13 protein-coding genes, 1 tRNA gene and 1 pseudogene are annotated in these 24,510 nt (G+C 41.7%); 4 read left to right on the plus strand and 11 right to left on the minus strand.

Annotated elements, in window-relative coordinates; all coding sequences use genetic code 11:
- Positions 1-18: 18 nt before the first annotated feature.
- From NXX38_RS23725 to NXX38_RS23760, 8 genes and pseudogenes are all read right to left on the minus strand, one after another.
- Entirely contained in the window at positions 19-996 is a 978-nt protein-coding gene (locus tag NXX38_RS23725) for a glycoside hydrolase family 43 protein (protein WP_195649529.1), read from the minus strand.
- A 27-nt stretch (positions 997-1,023) separates the two neighbouring features.
- Positions 1,024-2,154, minus strand: a complete 1,131-nt coding sequence (locus NXX38_RS23730; RefSeq protein ID WP_258981387.1) for an endo-1,4-beta-xylanase — start codon at positions 2,152-2,154, stop codon at positions 1,024-1,026.
- Between the two features lie 39 nt (positions 2,155-2,193).
- Positions 2,194-3,610: pseudogene (locus NXX38_RS23735) on the minus strand (MFS transporter).
- Positions 3,611-3,632: 22 nt separating this feature from the next.
- Entirely contained in the window at positions 3,633-5,285 is a 1,653-nt protein-coding gene (locus NXX38_RS23740; RefSeq protein ID WP_195649531.1) for a sialate O-acetylesterase, read from the minus strand.
- 332 nt (positions 5,286-5,617) lie between these two features.
- The gene (locus tag NXX38_RS23745; RefSeq protein ID WP_195649532.1) at positions 5,618-7,840 is read right to left on the minus strand and encodes an endo-1,4-beta-xylanase; all 2,223 of its coding nucleotides are present in this window, start codon (positions 7,838-7,840) and stop codon (positions 5,618-5,620) included.
- Positions 7,841-7,864: 24 nt separating this feature from the next.
- Positions 7,865-9,268 (minus strand): glycan-binding surface protein, encoded by a 1,404-nt coding sequence (locus NXX38_RS23750; RefSeq protein WP_195649533.1) that lies wholly within the window; start codon positions 9,266-9,268, stop codon positions 7,865-7,867.
- Between the two features lie 14 nt (positions 9,269-9,282).
- A complete protein-coding gene (locus NXX38_RS23755; RefSeq protein WP_195649534.1) occupies positions 9,283-10,929 on the minus strand; it encodes a RagB/SusD family nutrient uptake outer membrane protein in 1,647 nt (548 codons plus the stop codon).
- Between the two features lie 19 nt (positions 10,930-10,948).
- Positions 10,949-14,122: a TonB-dependent receptor gene (locus NXX38_RS23760; protein WP_195649535.1), complete on the minus strand. Its 3,174-nt coding sequence runs from the start codon at positions 14,120-14,122 to the stop codon at positions 10,949-10,951.
- Positions 14,123-14,517: 395 nt separating this feature from the next.
- Here NXX38_RS23760 and NXX38_RS23765 point away from each other — a divergent pair, with 395 nt between their 5' ends.
- Complete coding sequence (locus NXX38_RS23765) at positions 14,518-18,651, plus strand: two-component regulator propeller domain-containing protein (RefSeq protein ID WP_195649536.1); 4,134 nt, start codon at positions 14,518-14,520, stop codon at positions 18,649-18,651.
- 107 nt (positions 18,652-18,758) lie between these two features.
- On the plus strand, positions 18,759-20,471 hold the full coding sequence (locus NXX38_RS23770; RefSeq protein WP_258981393.1) for a glycoside hydrolase family 43 protein: 1,713 nt from the start codon (positions 18,759-18,761) through the stop codon (positions 20,469-20,471).
- 21 nt (positions 20,472-20,492) lie between these two features.
- Here the strand turns inward: NXX38_RS23770 and pulA are convergent, their stop codons facing one another.
- The 3 genes from pulA to NXX38_RS23785 are packed head-to-tail and all read right to left on the minus strand — an operon-like array spanning position 20,493 to position 23,416.
- Positions 20,493-22,499, minus strand: a complete 2,007-nt coding sequence (gene pulA / locus NXX38_RS23775; protein ID WP_258981394.1) for a type I pullulanase — start codon at positions 22,497-22,499, stop codon at positions 20,493-20,495.
- 51 nt (positions 22,500-22,550) lie between these two features.
- Positions 22,551-23,117 carry a crossover junction endodeoxyribonuclease RuvC gene (gene ruvC, locus NXX38_RS23780; RefSeq protein WP_004300848.1) on the minus strand — a complete coding sequence of 189 codons (567 nt, stop codon included), beginning with the start codon at positions 23,115-23,117 and terminating at the stop codon, positions 22,551-22,553.
- A complete protein-coding gene (locus NXX38_RS23785; RefSeq protein WP_032844683.1) occupies positions 23,114-23,416 on the minus strand; it encodes a DUF4286 family protein in 303 nt (100 codons plus the stop codon). The genes ruvC and NXX38_RS23785 overlap by 4 nt, the downstream gene beginning before the upstream one ends.
- Before the next feature lie 115 nt (positions 23,417-23,531).
- On the opposite strand from NXX38_RS23785, the gene NXX38_RS23790 reads away from it, so the two are divergent.
- Positions 23,532-23,605, plus strand: a tRNA-Ala gene (locus NXX38_RS23790).
- A gap of 282 nt (positions 23,606-23,887) precedes the next feature.
- Entirely contained in the window at positions 23,888-24,460 is a 573-nt protein-coding gene (locus NXX38_RS23795) for a sigma-70 family RNA polymerase sigma factor (protein ID WP_004321495.1), read from the plus strand.
- The last annotated feature ends 50 nt before the right edge of the window (positions 24,461-24,510 follow it).

The following is a 24,510-nucleotide window of genomic DNA, read 5'->3' on the forward strand; positions in this document are numbered from 1 at the left end:
TTGTTTTAATGTATCCTATTATTCATCTTTTCCCTCGATAGTAATGATTCGCCCGTCTGCATCATACTGAAGTTCACAGACTTTTAGGCTACGGAGCCAAGTCTTTCCCTCTGATGGCACACAATCGTGATGAAACAGATACCACTTACCTTTAAACTCTACAATAGCATGGTGAGTAGTCCATCCTACCACCGGAGTCAGAATGACTCCCTGATAAGTAAACGGACCATAAGGGTTATCACTTGTTGCATAGCAGAGCAAATGAGTGTCTCCTGTAGAATAGGAAAAATAGTATTTACCATTATATTTATGCATCCACGAAGCTTCGAAGAAACGGCGTTCCGTATCCCCTGCTGTCAATGGCTTACCGTCTTCATCCAGAATTACCACTGCACGGGGTTCTTCGGCAAACTCCATCATATCTTCACTCAAACGAGCGACACGCGACGGGATTGCTTCCTCCTCTCCTTCCGGCAAAATAGCAGATTCCAAGGCTTTATTATTACGGTAACGTTGAAGTTGTCCACCCCACAATCCACCGAAATACATATAATAGTTACCATCTCCGTCATCCCATACAGCCGGATCGATGCTGTAACTTCCCTTCATCGGATTAGCTTCCGGTATAAAAGGACCATAAGGTTTATCACTCACAGCTACCCCGATACGAAATATATCATTCTGATCTTTCAATGGAAAATACATATAATACTTACCATCTTTACAAACCACATCACAATCCCAAAGTTGACGGCCCGCCCAAGGAATATCCTCTGTGGAAAGCACCACTCCATGATCTTTTATTTCACCGTTCATCACATCATCCATAGAATACACGTGATAATCTTTCATATTGAAATGATCGCCATTATCATTCTCGGCAATACCACTTTCCCAATCATGAGAGGGATAAATATACAGTTTGCCATCAAATACATGTACGGCAGGATCAGCCATATAATCACCGGGAACTAAATATCTTTTTTCTGTTTTCATACTATTTCTGTTTTTTCTGTTAGAAACTTATTTTGTTTTTTCAGCCTCTTTGATAATCAGGTCGACTACCGGCTTCGGTTGATAATTACGATCAAAAAGTAACGGATAATCCGTGCGGCCTCTCATCGGCCAGTCATTACGCCAAGAGTTCTGATCGGCTACTCCCCAAAGAGTAACCCTGGTGATGAGGTTATGATGTTTCAGGAACAGACGGAAAAAGTCATTCATTCTTTCAGTCCATGCTTTCGATACCTCTTCCGGCAATCCATCCGGATAAGGATTCATCTCTTTTTTATATTCAAAGGAAGCGGAAACTTCTGCACCTACATTGGGATTCGGTGATGGTATCACCGTCAAATCCAGTTCTGTTATCATTATCTTCACTCCTGTTCCGGCAAAGGCCAGCATACTCTTCTCAAATTCACTGATTTTCGGGTAGTCCATGCCAATGTGTCCTTGCATACCTATGGCATCAATACGGATTCCACGTTTTTTCAAATCGTTCACCATCTTCACGACAGCTTCTCTTCTGCCCGGTTGGGCCATTGAGTAGTCATTGTAGTAAAGTTCGGCATCCGGATCGGCCTCGTGTGCATACTGGAAAGCCAATGGAATATATTCTTCCCCCAGAATCTCATAAAACTTTGTCTTGCGATATGCTCCATTATCTTCAATCGCTTCATTTACTACATCCCAGCCTTTGATGCGGCCTTTATAGCGTTTCACGATAGTCATGATATGATCTTTCATCCGCTTCTTCAGGACTTCCGGAGAAACATTGTTCCCGTCCTTATCTACGCAAAACCAAGGAGCCAATTGTGAATGCCAAATCAGGCAGTGACCAATGATAGCCATTTGATTGCTCTCACCAAAACTGACAAATTCATCTGCCTGCGCAAAATTATACTTATTTTCTTTCGGATGAATGACAGAAGACTTCATGCAGTTTTCCGCCACGATGGAATTAAAATTCTTCTTTACAACTTCAACAGCTGCGACATCCTTACCGGAACTTTGATGTGTGTTCACTGACACGCCAATCAAAAACTTGTTTTTCAAAGCCTTTTTCAGCGAATTTCCATCTTTCGCAAAAACTTCTCCATAAGAAAAAGAAAACATCACTGTCAATAACAACAGAATTATTCGTTTGAGTTTCATACGTTATATTTTTGAGTAATAAACATTCTACTATCTTATCTATTCGCCTTTTTTACAGCGCGATTCTATCTCCTCATTTATATTGTCAATCACATTATCTTCCAATTCATATTTAGAAATAATGAACATAGCGACCAAAAGCAACAACGCCGGAATAACGGCTACGAGCCACAGTATTCCCTGTTCGGCAAAAGGCGATTGTGACACTTCATTTGTCTGGTCGAACCCGACAAAAGCCATAACAAGTCCCGGTACAACTCCTCCAAGAGCCATTCCCGCTTTATAGAAAATACCAGTCAAAGCATTGACTATACCCGAAATACGTTTACCATGAGTATATTCGCCATACGAAATTACTTCGGGAACCAAAGCCCACATATACCCTGTCGCAATAATGACTCCCGTCGATTTTATGAACTGCGCCACAAAGACCAACCATATCTGCGTTTTGAGTACCGGAACCACAGAAATAATATACAGCAATGCCATACCCAATATAGCGACTGAAAGGAATACATAAAACATTTGCTTTTTTCCAATGGCACGTTTAATGGCAGGTACCATCGGCATGAAAATGAATGCGGGTATCGAGCCCAAGGCCATGAAATAGGGTAACATCTCCGGTGCACGTACATTATAAATCATATAATATGAACCGGCAGAATTACCAATCGCCATCATTGCAAAAGCAGTAATGAAAAAGAACGCCAAAATACGCAAAGGTTTATTTCCTACAAAATTCTACCCACAAGTCGGACACTTTTACTTTAGATGTCTCCTCCTGATCCATAACCACACGCTCCTTCGTCTGGCTAAAGCAGAACACCAATAACGCCAATCCGATAACAGCATAAATAGTCATCGTAATAAACCATGCGTTAGCAGATGCAGTAGTATTGATTTTACCATCGGGAGACAACACCTTCACCAGTATCGGAATACCGTATGCCACGGCCAAACCGCCCAAATTGGCAAGAAACATACGCACTGACGTCAACACCGTGATTTCATTCGTATCGCGGGTAAGTGACGCATTCAGTGCTCCATAAGGCACATTAATCAATGTATAACACATGGATAATCCAACGTAAGTGAAATAGGCATAGAATAGTGAGCCCGAAAAACCATTCCAAAAACAAAGAATAGCAAAACCTGTCAGCGGAATTCCTCCCCAAATAAGGTATGAACGGTATTTGCCTAGTTTAGGATTGTGCTTATCGACAAAAGCACCTACCAGAGGATCCCAAAGCACATCCACTATCCTGACAATAAGAAACATCACGGCTGCCACCTCCGGTTTAAGTCCATATACATTGGTATAAAAAATCAGCAGATACATACATACGGTCTGGTAAATAAGGTTTTGCGCCAAATCACCGGAACCGAATCCTATACGTTGAAGCCAAGAGAGTTTATAGAAACCTTTCGCTTCATTGGTCTTTATTGTATTCTCCATAAAATAGATAAATTGGTCATTTTCAGTTTTTCGTATTCATTTCTATCAAGATAGCTGCTGCCACTCGTTGCCCTAGCGTCTTTTTATCCAATGGATGAATATCATTCCATTCTCCTAAATCACTATTTTTAATCAGAGTAACATTTTTATTTGTATCGGCTACTTCCGTCTGCGCTTTCCGGAATTCCGCCCAGGCAGTGCGTCCTCCTTTATCTGTGGGTGAAAGGAAATCCGCCAGCTCAATGATATAGAAAGGCATATCCGACTTATTCCATCGTTGTCTCCAATCGCTAATCATAGCCGTCAACAAGTCTTTATACTCATTTCTGCGTGAGACATTCGATTCTCCCTGATACCAGATAACACCAGATACCGTATAGTTCAGCAAAGGAGCAATCATGGCATTATACAGTCCTGTGGGTTTATAATGAAAAGCCGTTTGTCCCGGAGCAGCGGGCATAGGAGCACCGAGATGATATTTCCAACTCCCCTCCAGATTGATCTCCGATTCTCCTTTTTCCGGCTGACCTTTTCCGAAAAGAATTTTATAAGGCTTCTCCTTTACAAATTGAGGACGACCGCCATAACTGAAAAGGCGTATGGTTATTGTATTTTTTCCGGCTTTCAGCAATCCGGCAGGAATGGTATAGATACGGGGAGGATACTGATAAGAGACAGTCCCCACAAATGTGCCATTTACATAAACAGAATCCGCATCCACAATGCATCCCAAGCGAAGAGTCGCTTTCTCTCCCGCCTGTTGTGCAGACACCTGAAAGTCTTTACGAAACCAGTGGGAACCATTGATGGTATTTAGTCCGTTTGTTGCCCAGCTGGAAGCAAACAAATCTGTTTCTTTCCAATTGCTATCATCATAATCGGCAGCATACCAAGGGGTAGCCTCATGCATCCCTTTATCTCCCTGAAACAACGCCACATTCCAGGCATGACTTTTCTTCCTCTCCTCTTTTTTCATCGACTCCATCAAATCGTCTGACTCATAGATACGCTTTTCATTCAAATAAAATGGAAAAGGCTTCAAACCTTCCTCACTGATCCACGCTTCTATCGGTGAACCTCCGACACTGGAATTTATGATTCCTACCGGAACTTTAGTCTTTTGATAGATCTCTTTAGCGAAGAAATAGACCAAAGCAGAGAAAGGCATCACATTTTCAGGAGTCATCGCTTGCCAGGAAATTCCCGGAATGTCTGTCTGCGGAGCATGAAAATTATAAAGCAGAGGTGTTTTTATATAGTGCACCATCGGATAGTTGCTGTCCGTAGATATTTCATCGCGAAAACGATCTGTAACCCGCGAAACAGGCAATTCCATATTCGACTGTCCCGAACATACCCAAACATCACCAATAAGAACATCCTTTAATTCGATATCATTAATGGTCATAGTATAAGGTCCGCCAGCTTTCAATACAGGCAAAGTCACTTTCCAGTTACCGTGTGCATCGGCAACAGTCTTATATTTCTTTTTCAGGAAAGTTATATCAACGGTTTCATCAGGATCAGCCGTTCCCCAGATATTGACAGGTTCCCCACGCTGAAGTACCATTCCGTCGGAAACAAGAGTCGGAAGTTTAACCTTTGCTCCGCCCAACAAGGCGAAGCAAAGGAACACAACTACTAACCCTACCTTATAAAACCAATACTTATTCATTCTGTCTTTTCTTTTATATGTCTTTATTTCATGATAATTTAGCAAGAGAAGAAATCCATCGGGATTCCACTTTGCAAACTTAGGAAGTTTCTTCCCACTTACCCAGAAATTCTGATTCAAATCATTACTCGCTTGTTACATCATCGTTTACGTATGTTACAAAAACTTGTTGCAATGTTACATTCAAGCTGAAACCACCGATAAACAAGAGGAAAGGGAAAGTTTTAGAACGAGCGGATTACAGTAGTTATTGTTATTCATTCGATCCACTCCAAGATAATAACAACTACTGTAACCCTCACTCTCCCCTTCTTTAATCGTTATAAAATCATTTATTCCAAATCTCCGGTAAAGTCTCCGCTGACATCTTTACCAGCCAAACCATCGGCCACTCCCTTATAAGCATGTTTACGTGCATAATTAGCATCCCAAAGGTTCGGAGCGTCATTCGGTATCCAATTCACATGTTCTTTTTCATTGTCCGATACTCCCCAGATGGTAATACCATATTGTTTATCCACCGGAATATACTTCTTGTACATATCAATGACATACTGATACATTTCTGCCTGTTGTGCCAGATTTTCAGTAGTAGGCGACGAGGTGTTAACCTTAATATCCAACTCGGATACTTTAATCAACTTGCCGGTAGCACCCAGTTTCTGGAACATTTGAGCAATATTGTCTTTATTGGAATCAATAGCAATATGCATTTGTGTACCGATACCATCCACTGTGGCCCCTTTGCTTTCGATGTATTCCACATATTTAATCAGACCATCACACTTATTGAGGTTATATTCCAGATTATAATCATTGATGAATAGTTTGTCATCCGGATTTCCATACTGACGGGCAAGTTTGAAAGCTTCTACTGCATAGTCTTTCGGAGTCAGGAAATAATCTTGCCAGTAGAATTCATCAGAAGCCAGATCAGTTTTGCCTTTACCAGTCTTAATGTCTGATGTTTTTGCATCATCCATCGGTTCATTGACTACGTCCCATGCATGAACATAAGGTTTGCAATGGGTAACCATCTTTGAAATCCAGTCTTCCATAGCATCTCTGATAATCTCGGCTTTTTCTTCGTCGGTCTTCTCAATGATAGTAGGACCGGAAGCACGAGTGACAGCACGTGTCTCCACCACTTTCTCCGACAATACGATATTATCTATATAATAATCACCCGCACTAACTCCGAAATTGATACAGAATCGATTCATATCCTCTTTAGACACTGTAAACTCTTTCTTAAATTCTGTCCAAGTCGTGCTCACATTTCCATCTACATAGCATTCACCTGCATAACTCGTTGAGTTCTGAATTTGAATTTGGAAAGTAGTTGAGACACTTGCTTTAATCATAGCAAAGAACTCATAGGTCTTGCCGACTTCCAAAGGAGTATCAAAGCCATATCCGGCCTGTGCCTTATATGCATTGCCCGCCCCTCCGTCAACAGAACTAGTCAGCTTCATCGAATATGAACTTCCATATCCTTCACCTTCTTCCGAAATCGCGGCCTTTCCACTACTCCAAGCTCCCCAAGGAGTAATAGCCTTACTTTCAAAATCTCCGTTAGAAATCAGATTAACCACAGTAGGCTCCGCATCTTTGTCTGTCACAACAATATTATCTACATAATAAGTCACATCCGGCAAATAACCAAATTCAAATGCAATCTGAAATGTAGTACTAACAAAATCATTCACTGTGATCTTCACCTGCTGCCATTGAGACGTTGTCTCAAAAGCTTCCGTCCAACTGCCACCTGTAGCATACCAGTCTTTATATGGATAATTATTCTCTAATCCAACAAAAGTCAGTCGGGCTTTGCCTGGTTCATCCGAACGGACAAAAAATGAAATTTCATAATTATGCCCACTTACTGCTGAAATGCCAGGAGTATATAATTGCACAGAATGAGATGCCGTTACAGAAGATCCTACTGCAAATTTCAATGCTTTGGAAGTAGCTGTCAACCCTTCTCCTTCCACAATGGACATCGCATCACTTCCATTTTTACGATCCCAGCCATCAAAGGTTCCATCTTCAATGCCCGAGAGATCCAACAAATTACTGCCCGCCGGTCCCGGAATAACTTCCGGTGCAATCAGACTATTCAGATAACTCGCATTCTGATTAGTGTGCCAAATCAGACAGTGCCCATAAATGCTGATACCCGCTTCTGTGGTCTTTGTAAACAACTGATCGACCTTATCAAATTTCAAATTCCCTTTAGAATCGACCATAGGACCGTGCTTCATGGCATATCCTATCGTCAGATCATTAAAATTCTCATTCACAATGGTATTCGTTGTCTCGTCACCAAGATATTCATCCATCCCCACTCCGATACCCAACTTAAAGTTGGGATCGGATAAATATTCTTTCAACGGCTTGTAACGGGAAATCTTTTCAGCCAACTGTAAAGGCAGCTCGGAAGAAGTAACCGCTCCATGTGTAGGGTCTTTATACCACTCCATCTTATTATCGTCACACGATGTCAATATCAGCACCGACAAGGCAACAAACGGAAGCATATTTCTGTATTTCATAATCTTTTCAATTTAAAGTCATTATTATTCTGCACCCTCTTCTTCATCCGGGAAATCGGTATATTCCGGCTTCGTCAAAGGTACGACACGCCAGTTATCAATATAAATCTTCACGGAAGTTGTTTTGGATAGAAACTCTGTTTCTTTATCCGAGCTCGCACCTGTGATCTTATCCAATGTAATATCAGAGTTCTCAAAATAGAAACCGAAGTTGGCATAAGAAGCAGATGCACGGGTAGCGGCCACATCGGCAAAAGTGGTCCAAGCTCCGCTGGATGCTTTCGATTTGTAGAATTCACTGAACGGAACAGTTACAGTCTGCCAACCGGTTGTCTGGAAAGGAACGATCTTTCCGCCTACAAGCCACGGTACGTAATTATAACAGTCTCTCTCCCATTCTCCACCATTGAATCCGTTCTGACCACAAATCTTCAGGAATCCGGATTCAGACCAAGGTTCGGGCACATAAATTTCAAACTGAATAGCACATTCGGCAACAGGAGTTTCAGCAGGGACACCCAGCGTCAACCAGTCAGGATCAGTGCCATTACCAGCTGTCCAAACTTCAGCACAACGATTCTTCGCTGCTGCCACCGGCAACTGTCTTTCTAATGGCAAACGACAGTAAGCACCTTGCGACACATTACCTTCACCAATCGAAGCAGATTCCAGTTCGGTTGTTTGAATCATACTTTCAGAATCGCCCCATGCTCCTTGTGCACCCACTCCATCGAAGTTCAACAACAAGCCTTTCTTATAATTGAAATAAGCAGGAGAATAAGCACCACCATTCGAACCTTCTACGAAAATAGAACCGCCTTCTTCAGAAACTCCGGCAGGCATATCCACCATAAAATATTCACCGTCAAGATCAGAAGTAATACCATCTGTCACCACCACATTTCCGGGGAAAACGACTTTTGCTATTTCCGTCAATCCACTTCCATAAACAATGATAGGTTCACCTACATTCGGCATACAGTTGGAGATTCTCGTTATAGACGGTGCAGCAGCACGAATCTGGAAATCATAAACGTATTCACCGCCATCTTTTACCAAACGAATTGTATTACGTACATTCTCGTCAGCTTCTGTAGTCGGAACTTTACTGTTCACACTAACCAGAAAAGATTTATTCGAAACAAATACCGGATTAAAATAACAGTTATATCCATTAATATACACTTTCTTCAATCCGTTGAATCCTTCACCTTCAATTCGGATCAGTTGTCCCAAACGGGCAAAATCGACCAAACGGTCAGGAACATTCGACTTCGCGTCTTCCAGGTAGATCCCGGTTATGTTCATCACAGAACTTCCGCCATTATCGTCATCGTCGTCACACGAAACAAATGAACAAGAGCAGATGAGCAGGCTCACCAATAAGCCAAATGCTTTCATACTATTTTTATATATCAAGCTTTTCATTCGTATTCTCGTTTTTAGTTAAACAAATCGGTTATTCTGTCTTCCTTAAATGCATAAGGCACAGGATCCGCTTTCAACAAAGGATTTTGCACTGTCTCCGATTCCGGATAAGGAAGAAGAAATATACTGGAATCGATATCACCTATGGCACGTTTTGTTTCATCCGAATCTTCATCTCTCTTCAAAGTTTGTGTATCCGCATCCCATACTACAGGGATAGCAGTACCCCTATCCTGTCCGGTGATATAATTGAGTACTTCCTGTTGTTTATAATAAGCTCTACGTACCAAGTCATACCAATACTGTCCTTCCAGACAAAGTTCCAGTCTACGCTCACGACGAATATCTTCGTAAGTAATCGAATTTTGGGGTTCCAAACCGGCACGCTTGCGCACTTTGTTAAAGTATTCCATTGCATCGGCATCATCTGTTGAAGGATTATTTCCCAATATAGCTTCTGCATAAATCAGATATACTTCTGCCAGACGCAACATGTAAGTATTGATAGGAGTACTTCCGGAAGTGATCTTCGCATTATCTTTGCTAGAACCACAAACATATTTCTTACAATAAATTCCGGAAACAGTACCCGATGCTTTCTTCTCACAAGTATATCCTCCGTTTGCTTTCTGTATTTCAGGATAATGATCGCCATAAGCCATCCAAGTCGGCTGACGTCGTTTATCTCCTTTTTCATACTCCCAAATCACGTCCGGTTGTGCAAAAACATAACCGCCCCATGCACGGTCATTACCAGTAATAGCTGACTCACAAGCGAAATAATCCTGTATCGTATTACATTCTCCATACGTACCATTACTAACCCATTGCAAAGCAAACAGTGTTTCCGAGTTGTTATTATTATCAATCATAAACAAATCGGCATAGTCAGTCATCAGTTCAAAATTTCTGTTTTCTATCACTTTTAAAGCCGCTTTCTTTGCCAAATCCAGATAGTCCTGATTACGGGTCGCACTATTAGGGTTACTACTATAACCGGCATACGTCAGATAAACACGCGACAACATACCAAAGGCACTGTATTTATTGACACGTCCGGCAGCAGAAGAAACCTCCGGCAAATATTTTGCCGCAAATTCCAAGTCACGCATCGCAAATTCATAGACATCACTTACCGGGCTGGTATTGACAATTGGATTAGCTACCAATTCATCCGTATCTTCATTAATAATAACATTTCCCCATAACATCGCCAGATAGGAATAAGCAACTCCACGCATGAACCGTGCTTCAGCAATATATGGGTTCTTCACTTCTTCGCTATTGGATGAGTTACCTTTGATCCCGTTAATAATCTTATTAGTTTGCTGTACTATATTGTATAATGAGCCCCAAGCCGAAACTAACGGCCCCGTCAATCCGGTTTCGGTCAAATCGGCAAAAGGATAGATATAATTGGAGGTTGTCGCACAAAGGTTGAATCCGCGTCCATCACCCAGTCCATAATAGAACTTATCGTTAAAGTCGAACCACACCTTATTATACAAAGGAGCTGTTGCTGCCCGGAAATCATCTTCCGTTTGATAAAAGTTATCTCCTGCGATATTGGAGTTATCTTCAGAATCGAGGAAGTCACTGCATCCTGCAAACGCCAAAGCTACAGCCAACATGAAAGAGTATATATATTTACTTGTTTTCATATTTAGTCACTTTAAATGATTAAAAGGTTAAATTCAGACCGAATGTATAAATTCGCGGAGAAGGATAACGATAGTTATCAAAGCCTGTAAGCAAAGCGTCCTGATTGGCAGAACCTATTTCCGGGTCCATCCCTTTGTATTTTGTGAATGTATATACATTCTGCAGGTTACAATAAAGTTTCAGATTCTGAATACCAATCGGTGCCAACCATTTACGCGGGAACGTATAGCCGAAAGAGATAGACTGAATACGCAGGAAAGAACCATCTTCCACAAAGCGGTCACTGAAACGATAATTGGAATCATCTGTCCCTTTGGCAATAGCCATACGGCAAGCATAAGGGTCACCGCCTACAATCTGTATATTCCGATAATCATCCGGACCATTCGGATCAATCAAAGCCAGTTGTGCATAATCCAACGCCGATTTCAGGATATTATTATTGCCCCGTGGATTTTCAAGTTCACGACGCCCCCAGTTTACAACTTCATTTCCCACCGATCCGGTCAGGTTAATGCTCAAGTCGAAGCCTTTATAAGAGAAAGAGTTACCGAAGCCGAAAGTAAAGTCCGGTTCAGGATTACCGATATAAGTACGGTCCTGTTCATTGATAACACCGTCTTTGTTTACATCTTCAAAAATATAATCACCAATCCAGACACTATTCTTGGAAATCGACATACCTTCAGGCAATGCTACCGGCTTAATTGCTCCGGAAGCATCTTTATAGTAAAAGTCAGTAGCCTTTTCAAAGCGGCCAATCACTTTATAACCATAAAACTGTCCGATAGGGTTTCCTACTGATGTACGCGTCAGTACGGTTATTGTTTCGCCTGTCTGATTACTCTTATCTATCAGGCTGGTTGCCGTATCCAGCGATTTTACTTTATTACGGTTCATAGAGAATACCACGTTACTTCTCCATTGGAATCCGCCTTTATCAATATTCACTGTATTTAAAGTCAACTCAAGTCCTTTATTCTCCAAAGAACCCACATTCTTCCAGGGTGCGGAAGTAGAGCCCTGACCTGAAGTTCCCACGTAAGCAGGAAGAGGCACTTGCAACAACAAATCATTTGTTTTCTTATAATAAATATCGGCAATCAATTCAATCCTGTTCTGGAAAAGATTAATATCAAGTCCCAGATTACTTGAATAAGTAGACTCCCATTTCAATTCGGGATTCGGAGTATTGCCAGCCAGCAATCCTGTTCCCCAAACGGTAGCAACAGATGAATAAATGGCTTTATATGCATTATTAGGCACATTCTGATTACCTACAACGCCCCATCCTAAACGCAATTTCAGATTATTAATAATATTGTTGTCTTTCAAAAAAGATTCATTGGAAACCTTCCAAGCCAAAGCAGCCGACGGGAACCATCCCCAACGATTATCTTTGTAGAATTTGGAAGAACCGTCGCGACGAAGAGTAAATGTCAATAGATATTTGTCATCGTATGAATAGAACAGACGGCCGAAATAAGATAAAATCGAACTTTCTCCACTATTACCATTATTCTTGGCTGTTGCGGCATCTCCCAATGTCAGGTCGGTTGCGGCATTGGACAAATATCCCATACGGCTTCCCATCAGATATTCCCATTTGCTCTCCTGCATTTCCTGACCAATCATTGCATTCACATTGTGCACTCCAAAAGTTTTCATGTAATTCACGATATTTCTCCAACTCCAGAACTTATTATATGATTTGGAGAAAGTCCCCTGACGGTCCGTATTTTCAATCGCACCAAAAGTATATGAGGGATCAAATTTATAAGTATTAGCTACCCCATAATCGAAAGACAATTCCGTTTTAAACGTCAGTCCGTCAATGATAGTAGCTTCAGCATAGGTGTTTGCCCGAATACCCATTTTCTCGTTGCGGTTATCCTTAATCATGGCAAGACCCACCGGATTCGTTTGTACCCATTCGTCCGTATCCGGTCCGTCAAATGTGCCTTCAGCATTACGAACAGCCACACTCGGACTCTGCAATAAAGCAGTTCTAATCAACGACTCGTCAGATACAGTCAATTTCTGACGGGAATTACTAAACGCAAAGTTAATACCCATTTTTAAATAGCTCTTCACCTGGGCATCAAAACTACCTCGTAAGTTCAGACGCCTGAACCCTGAACCAACAGCAATACCATCCTGATTGAGGTAGCCTGCTCCCAAAGCATAGTTACTTTTATCAGTACCTCCGGTCACAGAAAGATTATGACTGGTCATCATAGCTTTAGAGAACATCTCATCCTGCCAGTCTGTACCCTCACCTAGTAAATCCGGACGAACAAAGTTATTATCCTTGTTCACTATTCCCCAATCATTTCCCGAATAGTCTTTTCCTGAACGAACATTCTTATGCTCCGCATATTCCCGCAGATTCAGCATATCCAGTTTTTTAGGCATTTCCTGCCATCCTATATATCCGTCATAAGTTATTTGCGCCTCACCCTTCTGTCCACGTTTGGTAGTAATCATAATCACACCGTTTGCAGCTCGCGCACCATAAATAGCAGTGGCGGAAGCATCCTTTAATACGTCCATAGAGACGATGTCCGAAGGATTGATAGATGCCAGTGCATTATCACTTCCCGAACCTGTGGAACCGTCGATGATAATACCGTCAATGACAAAGATAGGTTCATTGGAGGCATTCAAAGAGTTGATACCACGAATACGGATGGAAGAACTACCACCGGGCATACCGCTATTAGCCTGTACCTGCACACCAGCAGCACGTCCTTGCAGTACCTGGTCAACGGAAGTCACTACAGATTTCTTAATGGCTTCATCGTTGACCGATACAACAGAACCGGTCAGGTCACTACGTTTCATCTGACCATATCCAACTACTACTACTTCGTCTAATACTTTTGCATCTTCTTTGAGGGTAATATCAAACTGCTTTTTCCCGGCTACAGGAATCGTTTGTGTCTGATATCCGATAAAAGAAATCTTCAAGCTACCTTTGGCTGATACATTCAACTTAAAATTACCATCCAAATCGGTAACTATACCATTGGTAGTGCCAGCTTCTACTACACTGGCTCCGATAATCGGTTCGCCCGATGCATCTTTGACCACTCCCGTCACGGAAACAGTCTGTGCCAATACCCATACAGGGAAGAGGCAGAAAAGAATGATAAGACCTAACGGTCGAAAATAATGATTTGTGCTTTCCATAAAATCATTTTTTTAATTAATAATGATAGTGGTTAATCCAAGTTATAGGTTTTTCTCTTCTTATTTATAATAAGGAATAGAGTAAGGAATTCATGTTTCCATAAGCAGTTATTATTTTAAGGTGTCCGACAATTCATTTTTTTGGTTAATGCAAATTTATGGATAATATATCAAGCATAGGTGGAGATTTTGTTTCAAGCAATTGACAGGCGGTTACATACACTTGCATGTACGTTACAAGCTATTGCACACCCGTTACATACCCCTCCCAGAAGCATCCCTAAAGGGTTTGCACGTAACATCAGTAAAAGGAAAAGTAACAAAGCTAATGCTATTTTAATTTAATATAGTATCTTTGTCTATATAAAAAGCACCAATAAACCCTGCTTATATTAATGAGTATGAAAGCACAAATCCTATTCCTTTTTTCCATATACTGTTTCCTGATAGGAAGCACTCCTGTTATGAAAGCACAGACCGGCAAATTCTATTCAACAGACAAAGAACTTTCCAACAGTCTGATCAATGCCGTATATCAGGACCGGAAAGGATTTATCTGGATAGCTACCGAAAACGGACTTAATAAATTCGACGGGACACGTTTCTCGATCTATCGACATAATGCTACGGATAGCACCAGCTTGAAAAACAACTATGTACGGACATTATTCGAAGACAGTCGCGGTAATTTCTGGATCGGATGCATCAATGGCTTACAACGATATGACCGCGCCACAGATAACTTTCACGAATTATTCATCTCTCGGAAAGACGGACGAAAAAATCCTCATATCACTTCCATTATTGAACGCCGGAACGGAGATCTTTGGATAGCAACTTCCGGACAAGGCGCCATATCCCTAAAAAAGAACAGCAATCCCGCCTCCTTCCATATCGAAACCGAACTGACAGACCGGATAGGTAGTAACTACCTGAATGTCATTTTCGAAGATTCCCGGCAAAATTTATGGATTGCTACAGAAGAAAAAGGACTGTACCGTTATTCTCCGGAAAGTAAAGAGCTTAAAAGCTATAAAGCACCTTATCATATAGCAGGCGATGACGTTTCTGCCATTTGTGAGGATGCACACGGACAAATTTTCGTAGGAACCTTGACAAAAGGTCTTTTCAGACTATCATCCCGACAGGAAGGAAACTTCGAACCTGTCCTCTACCAAAACCGGATGAATTTGAATATCCGGACTCTCATCATTGATACCCGTGGAAAACTTATCATAGGAACAGACGGTGAAGGAGTAAAAGAATATCAGCCTCAACAAGATATTATTGTGGACAGTGAGATTAATGCGGGTCCCTTTGACTTCTCCAAATCCAAGGTTCACTCGTTAATCGAAGATAAAGATCACAATTTATGGCTGGGCATTTTTCAGAAAGGTTTGATACTAGTGCCCGGCATTTCAAACAAGTTCGACTACTATGGCTACAAATCAATACACAACAACACTATTGGTTCCAGCTGTGTTATGGCTATTCATACAGATGAACAAGCTACAATCTGGATAGGTACGGATAACGACGGATTATATGCCATAAACGATCAGGGAAAACAATTACGCCATTACACCCATCAGGCAGGTAATCCCCAATCTGTCCCCGGCACTATCCTATGTCTCTATGAAGATTCCAATCAGGAACTTTGGCTAGGATCTTACTTCGATGGTCTGGCACGGATGAACAAACAAACCGGAACATGTCAAGATGCCACCTCTCTTTTACAAGGAAATCTTAACGCAGGCAAGCCCAAAGTTTCCTGCATCATTGAAGACAAAAACAAGAATCTCTGGGTGGGTACTTATGGTTCGGGCTTATACAAAATCAATTTACCAACTCAACATGTCACCTATTACGAATCTACCCGCAACGAAAACGATGACTGGAGCATCAACCGTCTTCCGAACGATTGGATCAGCTACCTACTGGAAGATAAAGAGGGAATGATATGGATCGGCACTTATAAAGGTCTGGCCGTACTCAATCCTCAAACGGACAATTTTATCAATTATAAAAAGCAAAACAATCTCCTCCCCGGGTATGTCGTTTACAGTTTATTGGAAAGTAGTAATGGAGAGATCTGGGCTGGTACTTCCGAAGGACTGGTCTGCCTGAATAAAGACAGACTAACACCGGTACTTTTCACTACTGCCGATGGACTCCCCAGTGATATTATTTGCGGCCTGGCTGAAGACGAGAAAAAAAATATATGGATCAGTACCCATCAGGGAATCTCCAAACTGAATCCTCCGGAAAAGAAGTTTATCAACTATTATGCAGGCGACGGTCTGCAAGGAAATGAGTTTACACGCACTGCTGTATTTAAAGATAAACGCGGCAAGATATTTTTTGGAGGTACCAATGGAGTAACAGCTTTCTACCCCCAGGATATCACCGAAATCAAAAAAGAAATGAATGTATTGATTACCGGCTTTCACGTTGCTAACCGCCCTGTGAAAAAAGGGGATAAATCCGGCAACAATGTCATCACTGATACTGCTGTCATGGATACCGAGCAATTTACACTGGCATATAATGAAAATACATTCAGCATTGATTTTTCTGTTTTGGAATTCAGCAATCCCGACCGGATTAGTTATCAATATAAGATAAAAGAATTAGGCGATGAATGGATCAGTACGCAACCGGGAACAAACCGGGTGACTTATAGCAGTCTGAAACCGGGGAAATACACTTTCTCCGTACAGGCACGCGACCATAATAATTTCTCTAATATCCGCACAGTTACTATTGCCATCACTCCACCCTGGTACCAGACCTGGTGGGCAAAAGTAATCTGGGGATGCCTCGGAGCATTACTAATCTATGCTCTTACCATGTACATTCTGTCACGTATCCGCCACCGGCAAGAAGTGATGCGACAAAAACACATGGAACAGATTAACGAAGCCAAATTACAATTCTTCATTAATATCTCACATGAAATACGTACCCCGATGACTCTTATCATCAGCCCGTTAGAGAAACTGTTAGCCGAACATTCCGAGAAACAACCGGTTTATCTCATGATTTACCGGAATGCCCAACGTATTCTACGCCTAATCAATCAACTGATGGACATACGAAAACTGGACAAAGGACAAATGCATCTGAAATTCCGGGAAACAGATATCGTAGGATTTATCAATGACTTGATGCAAACATTCAATTATCAAGCGCAAAAAAAGAACATCACATTTACTTTCGAAAAAGAACTGGAAGGTGCTGATTCTCTGAAAGTATGGATTGATCTAAATAACTTTGACAAAGTATTGATGAATGTCCTTTCCAATGCTTTCAAATATACACATGAGGGAGGAAATATCGAAGTGTTATTGAAAACCGGTCACAACGATGCCTACCGGGGTGCTTTGAAAGATTATTTCGAAATAGATATCACCGATAACGGGATCGGTATTGACAAAAACAAAATAGAACAAATATTCGAGCGTTTCTATCAGATTGACAACGACATGACACAATCTAATTTCGGTACAGGAATCGGACTGCATCTTTCACGGTCGTTAGTGGAACTGCACCACGGCATCATCAAAGCAGAAAACCGCGAAGACGGACAAGGAACCCGTTTCGTCATCCGCCTACCGTTAGGTAGTAATCACTTGAAAGCAGAGGAACTGGAAAATCCTGAAGAAACCGGAAGCGAACCAACCATCTCCCAACTTCCCAAAGATTCGATCTATGAAACGGAAGAAGAAAACAAAACCAATGAGTACAGGAAACCCAAAGCAAAAACACGTTATCGCGTCTTAATTGTAGAAGATGATGAAGAAATACGCCGCTACATACGTAGCGAACTGGATAGTGATTTCCGTATCTATGAATGTACAAATGGACGGGAAGGACTGGAAACCATTTTGAAGGAGAAACCCGATCTCGTCATCAGTGATGTTATGATGCCCGAAATGGATGGGATCACTCTCTGCCGGAAAATAAAACAGAATATCAATATCAATCATATACCGATTATATTATTAACCGCCAAATCGAAAGCCGAAGACCAAATCGAAGGGCTTGAAATTGGAGCAGATGCTTATATCGTAAAACCATTCAACACTGAATTATTACGAACTACTATCAGTAATCTGATAGCCAATCGGGAAAGACTGCGCGGCAAACTGGTAGGTGAACAACAAGTAGAAGAAAAAATAACAAAGATAGAAATGAAGTCCAATGATGAGATCTTAATGAGTAAAGTAATGAGAACCATCAATGACCATCTCGCCGATCCTGCCCTTAATGTAGAGATGCTGGCAGCCAACGTTGGAATGAGCCGCGTACATATGCACCGCAAATTAAAGGAGTTGACTAATCAGTCAGCACGAGATTTCATTCGTTCTATCAGACTGAAACAAGCTGCCAATCTGCTACGTGAGAAGAATCTAAGCGTTTCGGAAGTTGCATACGCTACAGGCTTCTCCAACCTCTCTCATTTTTCCAATACATTCAGAGACTTTTACGGAATTTCACCGAGTGAATATAAAGAACAACAGATGTAACAAACAGAATAAGACTTGTTACAAACAAGAATCCGAATTAGAAAAGAAGCCGTTATCTTTGCCGTGTATCACAAATGTTCCATTTCATTCATTAATAAAGTAGAGCCATGACGACACAAAAGATTTTCTTTTCTCTAATTATTATCCTGTTTACCATAGCTACCGGATTTAATATAACCGGATGCCAATCCATTCCCCAAACAAATGAAGCCATTTTCGACTTCTTCGAATATCAGGGAGAAGATGTTATTTTCGAAACACCGATTGATTCGATCTATGAATACCGGAATCCGATTGTCTGTGGTTTTTACCCGGATCCCAGTATCTGCCGGAAAGGAGAAGACTATTACATGATACATTCCTCTTTCTCTTACTATCCGGGAATCCCAATCCTACACAGCCGTGACCTCGTACATTGGGAACAAATAGGACACGTACTCGACCGTCCCTCACAATTAAAACTCGACAACATCCGCCTAAGCGGAGGTATTTATGCACCAGCCATCAGCTATAATCCTGCTAATGACACTTTTTATGTGGTTACCACCTGCGTAGATGGCATCGGCAATTTTGTTGTAAAAACGAAAGACCCGCAACAAGGTTGGAGCGACCCGATCCTTCTTCCTGAAGTTGGCGGAATCGATCCTTCCCTCTTCTTCGACGAAGATGGAAAAGCATATCTCGTTCATAATGACGCACCAATAGGAATACCGGAATATGACGGGCATCGTGCCATCTGGATTCACAACTATGATCCGGGCACCGACCAGACATTCGGGAAAAAACAAGTCATCGTAGATGGAGGCGTAGACAAAAGCAAACACCCTATCTGGATAGAAGGACCCCATCTCTATAAAATCAAAGGAAAATATTATCTGATGGCTGCTGAAGGTGGCACATCCGTCAATCATTCAGAGGTTATTTTCACCTCCGACCATGTGAAAGGTCCCTACCGACCCGTATCCGACAACCCGATCTTAACGCAACGCGATCTCCCCGAAGACCGTGCCAATCCAATCACCTGCACAGGACATGCCGATCTTATTGAAACACCGGACGGACAATGGTTTGCCATATTCCTGGCTTGCCGCCCTTATGAAGGTGACTTATACCATACCGGACGTGAAACATTCCTGCTTCCGGTTACATGGAAAAAGGGAACACCTGTCATTATGGAAAAAGGGAAAGCAATTCCTACTGTTGTACGTCCCGAAAATTGGAAAGCTGATGTTGCCGGAATTACGCCACAAACATTTACAGGTAACTTTAGATGGAGAGATGACTTCAATACCGATGAGAAATTAGCTTTGGAATGGCTGTTCATCCGGACACCGCGAGAGAACTGGTGGAGTATTCACGAAGGCAAACTTCATCTGACTCCTGCCGCTTCTGATATTTATACTGTGGGTGCTCCCGCCTTTATTGGTCATCGTCAGCAACATACCAATTTCACTGTTACTACGGAAATGAGTTTCACTCCGCTCAATGAACAAACATTTGCCGGACTTGTCTGCTATCAGAATGAAAAATTCAATCTCATTTTTGGCAAAACAATCCGGGAAGGAAAACAAGTGATTACTGTAGTCCGTACTGACAATGGCAAACAGACAACTGAAGGTACATTTACACTAGAGGATAAACGAACCGACCTCCCTCTTTACCTTCGTATCACTGGACGCGGTGGAAAATACAGCTTCACCCTATCTTTCGACAAGAAGAAATGGCAAGAAGTAGTCAACGATTTAGATGCCACCATCTTAAGCACCCATAAAGCAGGTGGGTTTACAGGAACTATTATCGGTATGTATACCGGAAAATGATTCTTAATCTTCAAACAAAAGTTACTTGTACATAATCAATGCAGACTGTCCGGGAATAATTACTTCCGGTCCGGTCTGCGTACCTAATCCACGCACATCTATCACGCCATCTTTGCATACCACTGTATATTTACCAACAGGCACTTCCAAACGCGCAGGAGTCATACGGGAATTAAAAGCTACGATAATATCTTCCCAACTATCTCCGTTCGCATGATCCTTCAGGCGGAATGCAATCAGGTTTTGTCCTTCCACCGGAAGAAACTCCAGATGCTTCCGAACCTTTTCCGCATCTCCCATACGGAAAGCGGGATGGGACTTACGCAGATCTATGAGTCGCTTATAATACATGAAAATATCTCCGTTCGTCGTTTTACGTCGCCAATCGATAGCATTGACTGCATCCGGACTCTTATAACTATTGTCCACTCCTTGTTTATCGCGCATCACTTCTTCTCCTGCATAGATAAAAGGAATACCTTGCGAAGTGAAGACTACCGTCTGCGCAAGCTTATCAAGTCGAACCAGTTGCTCGGGAGTAGCTCCCGGCATACTTGCTTTCAAGCGATCAATAAGGCACAAACCGTCATGGCAGGAAACGTAGCTAATCATCTGGGTAGGCTGCTCCGCCCACGGTTTCTGACTGTAATTAACAGAATCACACCGTACTTGCGGATGCTCAATAGCACCCACAATACCGAATTTAACACTCATTTCTGCTCCCGGAACTCCGGCGAGGAAAGCACCTTTCTCCTTTTTCCACACAGGTCCGCAAAGCCCATCACGCAATTCATCCGAGAATACGGCAATTCCCGGCATGTGGGAAACATTCCCTTTCATTGCCAACGAATCTGCCGGATATTGGGGAGTGTCGGCTGCCCAACCTTCTCCATAAATACAAATGGTAGGATCAACCTTGTTCACCGCTTTCCGGATCTCATTCATGGTTTCAATATCATGCACTCCCATCAAATCAAAACGGAAACCGTCAATATGATATTCTTTTATCCAATAAAGAACGGACTCTATCATGAACTTGCGCATCATAGGGCGTTCACTTGCCGTCTCATTACCGCATCCGGAACCATTTGCCAATGTCCCGTCTTCTTTCTGACGATAAAAATAACCGGGAACAGTACGTTCAAAGTTACTTTCAACGGTATTAAAAGTATGATTATAAACCATATCCATTATCACACGGATACCAGCTCTATGTAATGCTTGTACCATCTGTTTGAACTCTTTCACACGAGTGGCAGGTTGATAAGGATCAGTTGAATAAGAGCCATCCGGCACATTATAATTCGCCGGATCATATCCCCAGTTATAGTGGTTTTCTTCCAGTTTTGTTTCGTCGATAGAAGCATAATCAGAGGAAGGAAGAAGATGTACATGTGTCACTCCCAGTTCTATCAAGTGATCGATACCGGTCAGTAACTTATCTGAATTCATGGTCCCGTGTTCAGTCAATGCGAGGTATTTACCTTTATTCTTAATTCCCGAAGTAGAATCAACCGAGAAGTCACGATGATGCATTTCATAGATAATCATATCAGCAGGAGATTTCAGAGAAGGACGCCTGTCACTCTCCCATCCCTCGGGATTTGTAGTCTTCCAGTCAATAATGGCAGCACGTTTCCCATTCACTCCGACAGCATGGGCATTGATTCCCGGCGTGTCTCCCTGCCATTTATCATTGATTTTTACATTGAAGGCATAGAATTTACCAAGCAGGTTCTTATCTACTGAAGTTGTCCAGGTTCCATCTTCTGTGGGCTCCATCTTTACTGTTTCATAAGCATGTCCGCCTTCACCGGCATCATATAGCATCAGGCGTACTTCTTCTGCAGTTGGTGACCAAAGATAAAATTTGGTTGCCAACGGCGTATATTCCATTTCCGTAAGACTTCCCGTACGAACCGGATACAGCTCAAAAGAAGCATATTCCTTTTTCGCAGGGGAGCAGCTCATTACTGTTGTCACTGTAGTCACCCCTAATATTGCTAAATAATTACTTCCCATCTTCATTTAAACCTCCCCTAGATATTTCCTTTATATCTATCCCTATAATCAGTCGCTTTACTTCACCTTATCCGGATTCTTCGCTATAAAATCCTTCCAGCTATTATAACCTTTTTCCATTGTCGGCCGCCCCATTTGCAGGAAATGACAATAGGCTGCCGCCAATCCGTCTGTTGCATCCATAAAAGTAGGCATATCCTCTTTGGGAAAGCGCAACATCCGCTGCAACATATCCGCTACCTGTTCTTTTGATGCCTGCCCGTTTCCGGTGATAGCCATCTTTATCTTCAAAGGAGCATATTCCGTAATCGGAATGTCCCGGCTCAACGCCACTGCCATCGCTACCCCCTGTGCACGGCCCAACTTCAACATCGATTGTACATTTTTACCGAAGAAAGGCGCTTCAATAGCCAGCTCATCAGGCAGATAACTTTCAATAATACTCAATACCCGTTCATGGATATGGCGAAGTTTCAGATAGTGGTTGGCAAATTTACGCAAGTCGATAATCCCCATCGCAATCATTTCGGGTTTGGTTCCCTTCACTCTTAGAACACCGTATCCCATGATTGTCGTACCGGGGTCAATCCCCAGGATTATCTTTTCTTTTACCGGTTGAATCACTCTATCACCTCCATCAGGGTCGGAAACCCGATCACTTTATCTTTAAATATTTTTGCCAGTTCGTCATTCAAACGTACTCCCTGTTCCAAATGCCAACGATGCAGTAACCCACTGCTTTCCACCTCCCATTGCAAAGAATACGCACTTCCTTCTTCCCGATGACTTAATATCCGGCAAATGCGCGGTGCCTTTAAAGCACCGTGTTTCTGTACTTCAGGGATATAGCTTTCTTTTATCCAAATCATGAAATTGTCGTGAACATCCTCGTCCACTTGAAAAGTTGTATTATAAATCAGCATATCTTAATTTCATACTATTATTTACCGCAAACATAGCAATTATTTCAGAATAATGCATTATATTTGCGGCAACAAAAAAGATTCGTTTACAAACGTTATCATATAAGATAGAAAAGGGGCGTTAGCTCATCTGGCTAGAGCGCGACACTGGCAGTGTCGAGGTGATCGGTTCGAGTCCGATACGCTCCACAAACATCGCAGAAGGGTTCTAAAACAGAACTCTTTTTCTTTTTTTATAACTATTCCATCCCTCTATTCCCTTCAAAAGAAAAACTCATAGAAAAAAACGCCTAAATCTCCCATGTTTCCGGCCTTACAGCTGCATTTCCGACTGAACATCTACACTTTCAAAAAGATATCGAATACCTACAAATAGGTATTTCAATGACGTTTTATCATAAAAACATAAACAAGAAGTATTATATCTTAAGATTTTTATATTATTTTGCATTGCGTAATTCTATTATAAAAATGAACCATTTAACGGATAAAGAATTAGTAAGTCTATTCAGTACGGATAAAGAGAGGGCCTTCAACCTTTTCTTTCAGCGTTACTATATCCGTTTATGTATGTATGCAGTACAGATTACAGATGACTTTTCCGAATCCGAAGATATCGTTCAAAGTTTTTTTATTTCATTCTGGGAAAAGAAGCTCTATAAAACCATTACTGACAATCTGAAAGGATATGCCTATCTCTGTATTCGCAATGCATCACTGAAATTCATTGAAAAACGAGAAAAGATAGACTCCAGCGATATTCTTCTCAACGAAGAAGAATACCTATATATATGTGAAAGCCTTGAAGAGAATGAACGTGAACAAAAAGAAAAGGAGTTGGAAAAAGCTTTAGCAGCATTGCCCGAACAAGAAAAGAAAGCACTCTATGGTGTCGTTATTGAAAACAAAAGCTATAAAGCAGTAGCTAGCGAACTGCATATCAGCGTCAATACATTAAAGACTTATCTTGCCAGAGCGATGAAGAAACTGCGTAAAAACGAGAAATTACTTCTAGTATCTTTATTCTTGATAAACCTATCATAAATCTTCCAAGAAAAAAAGTCTCTCGTTTTTGACACCCATTTTACACAATT

Source organism: Bacteroides sp. BFG-637 (assembly GCF_024793605.1).
Classification (GTDB): Bacteria; Bacteroidota; Bacteroidia; order Bacteroidales; family Bacteroidaceae; genus Bacteroides; species Bacteroides vicugnae.